This window comes from Pseudomonas sp. PDM05 (genome assembly GCF_014851685.1).
Classification (GTDB): domain Bacteria; phylum Pseudomonadota; class Gammaproteobacteria; order Pseudomonadales; family Pseudomonadaceae; genus Aquipseudomonas.
In genome coordinates this window covers 1-3,916 of the sequence record NZ_JACVAC010000029.1, presented here as the reverse complement: position 1 = coordinate 3,916, position 3,916 = coordinate 1, and the positions used below count along the sequence as shown (strand labels likewise).

Annotated in this window: 2 tRNA genes and 2 rRNA genes; all 4 read right to left on the bottom strand. The window is 50.4% G+C overall.

The window, feature by feature from the left end:
• A 23S ribosomal RNA gene (locus IB241_RS27270) occupies positions 1–1,520 on the bottom strand; the annotation flags it as partial.
• 247 nt (positions 1,521–1,767) lie between these two features.
• Positions 1,768–1,843 (bottom strand) — tRNA-Ala (locus IB241_RS27265).
• Positions 1,844–1,873: 30 nt separating this feature from the next.
• A tRNA-Ile gene (locus IB241_RS27260) sits at positions 1,874–1,950 on the bottom strand.
• An 83-nt stretch (positions 1,951–2,033) separates the two neighbouring features.
• A 16S ribosomal RNA gene (locus IB241_RS27255) occupies positions 2,034–3,570 on the bottom strand.
• Positions 3,571–3,916: the final 346 nt, after the last annotated feature.

The window sequence follows — 3,916 nt, the reverse complement described above, 5'->3', positions numbered from 1 at the left end:
TAACTCGTCATCAGCTCTCGGCCTTAAGATCCCGGATTTACCTAAGATCTCAGCCTACCACCTTAAACTTGGACAACCAACGCCAAGCTGGCCTAGCCTTCTCCGTCCCTCCATCGCAATAACCAGAAGTACAGGAATATTAACCTGTTTTCCATCGACTACGCTTTTCAGCCTCGCCTTAGGGACCGACTAACCCTGCGTCGATTAACGTTGCGCAGGAAACCTTGGTCTTTCGGCGTGGGTGTTTTTCACACCCATTGTCGTTACTCATGTCAGCATTCGCACTTCTGATACCTCCAGCAAGCTTCTCAACTCACCTTCACAGGCTTACAGAACGCTCCTCTACCGCATCACTTACGTGATACCCGTAGCTTCGGTGTATGGTTTGAGCCCCGTTACATCTTCCGCGCAGGCCGACTCGACTAGTGAGCTATTACGCTTTCTTTAAAGGGTGGCTGCTTCTAAGCCAACCTCCTAGCTGTCTAAGCCTTCCCACATCGTTTCCCACTTAACCATAACTTTGGGACCTTAGCTGACGGTCTGGGTTGTTTCCCTTTTCACGACGGACGTTAGCACCCGCCGTGTGTCTCCCATGCTCGGCACTTGTAGGTATTCGGAGTTTGCATCGGTTTGGTAAGTCGGGATGACCCCCTAGCCGAAACAGTGCTCTACCCCCTACAGTGATACATGAGGCGCTACCTAAATAGCTTTCGAGGAGAACCAGCTATCTCCGAGCTTGATTAGCCTTTCACTCCGATCCACAGGTCATCCGCTAACTTTTCAACGGTAGTCGGTTCGGTCCTCCAGTTAGTGTTACCCAACCTTCAACCTGCCCATGGATAGATCGCCCGGTTTCGGGTCTATTCCCAGCGACTAGACGCCCTATTAAGACTCGCTTTCGCTACGCCTCCCCTATTCGGTTAAGCTCGCCACTGAAAATAAGTCGCTGACCCATTATACAAAAGGTACGCAGTCACAGAACAAAGTCTGCTCCCACTGCTTGTACGCATACGGTTTCAGGATCTATTTCACTCCCCTCTCCGGGGTTCTTTTCGCCTTTCCCTCACGGTACTAGTTCACTATCGGTCAGTCAGTAGTATTTAGCCTTGGAGGATGGTCCCCCCATATTCAGACAAAGTTTCTCGTGCTCCGTCCTACTCGATTTCATGACTAAGAGATTTTCGCGTACAGGGCTATCACCCACTATGGCCGCACTTTCCAGAGCGTTCCGCTAATCTCAAAGCCACTTAAGGGCTAGTCCCCGTTCGCTCGCCACTACTAAGGGAATCTCGGTTGATTTCTTTTCCTCAGGGTACTTAGATGTTTCAGTTCCCCTGGTTCGCTTCTTGCACCTATGTATTCAGTACAAGATAACCATCTTATGATGGCTGGGTTCCCCCATTCAGACATCTCCGGATCAAAGTCTGTTTGCCGACTCCCCGAAGCTTTTCGCAGGCTACCACGTCTTTCATCGCCTCTGACTGCCAAGGCATCCACCGTATGCGCTTCTTCACTTGACCATATAACCCCAAGCAATCTGGTTATACTGTGAAGACAACATTCGCCGAAAATTCGAATTTCTCAACTAAGAGAACTCACAAATTTTACCTTAGCCTGATCCGTTACCAGTGAAAGTAACGTTCAGTCTATCTTTCTATCACATACCCAAATTTTTAAAGAACGATCTAATCAAAGACTAGAAATCAACATTCACCATCGTCACGATGGAATGCTCATTTCTAAGCTTTCAACAAACAGAAGCAGTAGTGGTGGAGCCAAACGGGATCGAACCGTTGACCTCCTGCGTGCAAGGCAGGCGCTCTCCCAGCTGAGCTATGGCCCCGTATTTCTACAGGCGTTTCCCACACAAAATTGGTGGGTCTGGGCAGATTCGAACTGCCGACCTCACCCTTATCAGGGGTGCGCTCTAACCAACTGAGCTACAGACCCAATTTCGGGCTGCTTCTTTATCGTCTTCTTCAATGAATCAAGCAATTCGTGTGGGAACTTATGGAGCAGCTGATGTCGTCGATTAAGGAGGTGATCCAGCCGCAGGTTCCCCTACGGCTACCTTGTTACGACTTCACCCCAGTCATGAATCACACCGTGGTAACCGTCCTCCCGAAGGTTAGACTAGCTACTTCTGGTGCAACCCACTCCCATGGTGTGACGGGCGGTGTGTACAAGGCCCGGGAACGTATTCACCGCGACATTCTGATTCGCGATTACTAGCGATTCCGACTTCACGCAGTCGAGTTGCAGACTGCGATCCGGACTACGATCGGTTTTATGGGATTAGCTCCACCTCGCGGCTTGGCAACCCTCTGTACCGACCATTGTAGCACGTGTGTAGCCCAGGCCGTAAGGGCCATGATGACTTGACGTCATCCCCACCTTCCTCCGGTTTGTCACCGGCAGTCTCCTTAGAGTGCCCACCATTACGTGCTGGTAACTAAGGACAAGGGTTGCGCTCGTTACGGGACTTAACCCAACATCTCACGACACGAGCTGACGACAGCCATGCAGCACCTGTCTCAATGTTCCCGAAGGCACCAATCCATCTCTGGAAAGTTCATTGGATGTCAAGGCCTGGTAAGGTTCTTCGCGTTGCTTCGAATTAAACCACATGCTCCACCGCTTGTGCGGGCCCCCGTCAATTCATTTGAGTTTTAACCTTGCGGCCGTACTCCCCAGGCGGTCAACTTAATGCGTTAGCTGCGCCACTAAAAGCTCAAGGCTTCCAACGGCTAGTTGACATCGTTTACGGCGTGGACTACCAGGGTATCTAATCCTGTTTGCTCCCCACGCTTTCGCACCTCAGTGTCAGTATTAGTCCAGGTGGTCGCCTTCGCCACTGGTGTTCCTTCCTATATCTACGCATTTCACCGCTACACAGGAAATTCCACCACCCTCTACCATACTCTAGTCAGTCAGTTTTGAATGCAGTTCCCAGGTTGAGCCCGGGGATTTCACATCCAACTTAACAAACCACCTACGCGCGCTTTACGCCCAGTAATTCCGATTAACGCTTGCACCCTCTGTATTACCGCGGCTGCTGGCACAGAGTTAGCCGGTGCTTATTCTGTCGGTAACGTCAAAACAGATACGTATTAGGTAACTGCCCTTCCTCCCAACTTAAAGTGCTTTACAATCCGAAGACCTTCTTCACACACGCGGCATGGCTGGATCAGGCTTTCGCCCATTGTCCAATATTCCCCACTGCTGCCTCCCGTAGGAGTCTGGACCGTGTCTCAGTTCCAGTGTGACTGATCATCCTCTCAGACCAGTTACGGATCGTCGCCTTGGTGAGCCATTACCCCACCAACTAGCTAATCCGACCTAGGCTCATCTGATAGCGCAAGGCCCGAAGGTCCCCTGCTTTCTCCCGTAGGACGTATGCGGTATTAGCGTCCGTTTCCGAACGTTATCCCCCACTACCAGGCAGATTCCTAGGCATTACTCACCCGTCCGCCGCTCTCAAGAGAAGCAAGCTTCTCTCTACCGCTCGACTTGCATGTGTTAGGCCTGCCGCCAGCGTTCAATCTGAGCCATGATCAAACTCTTCAGTTCAAACATCTTTGGGTTTTTAAGAAACCCTAAACTTGGCTCAGCAATCGTTGGTTACATCTTTGATTTCTCGCGGAGTAACTTGTGATGCTGATAATCTTGTTGACTATCAGTCTGACTCCACAAGCACCCACACGAATTGCTTGATTCAGTTGTTAAAGAGCGGTTGGTTAAGATCTTTCGTCTCAACCGAGGCGCGCATTCTACAGCAGCCTCATTTGCTGTCAAGTGATTATTTTCAGAAGCTTTCGAAGATTTCTTCAACAACTTCAACCACTTGCGCTTACGATCTCTCGTTAGCGGGAGGCGAATTCTACAGCGTTACACGCTGCTGTCAACACCTCTTTTT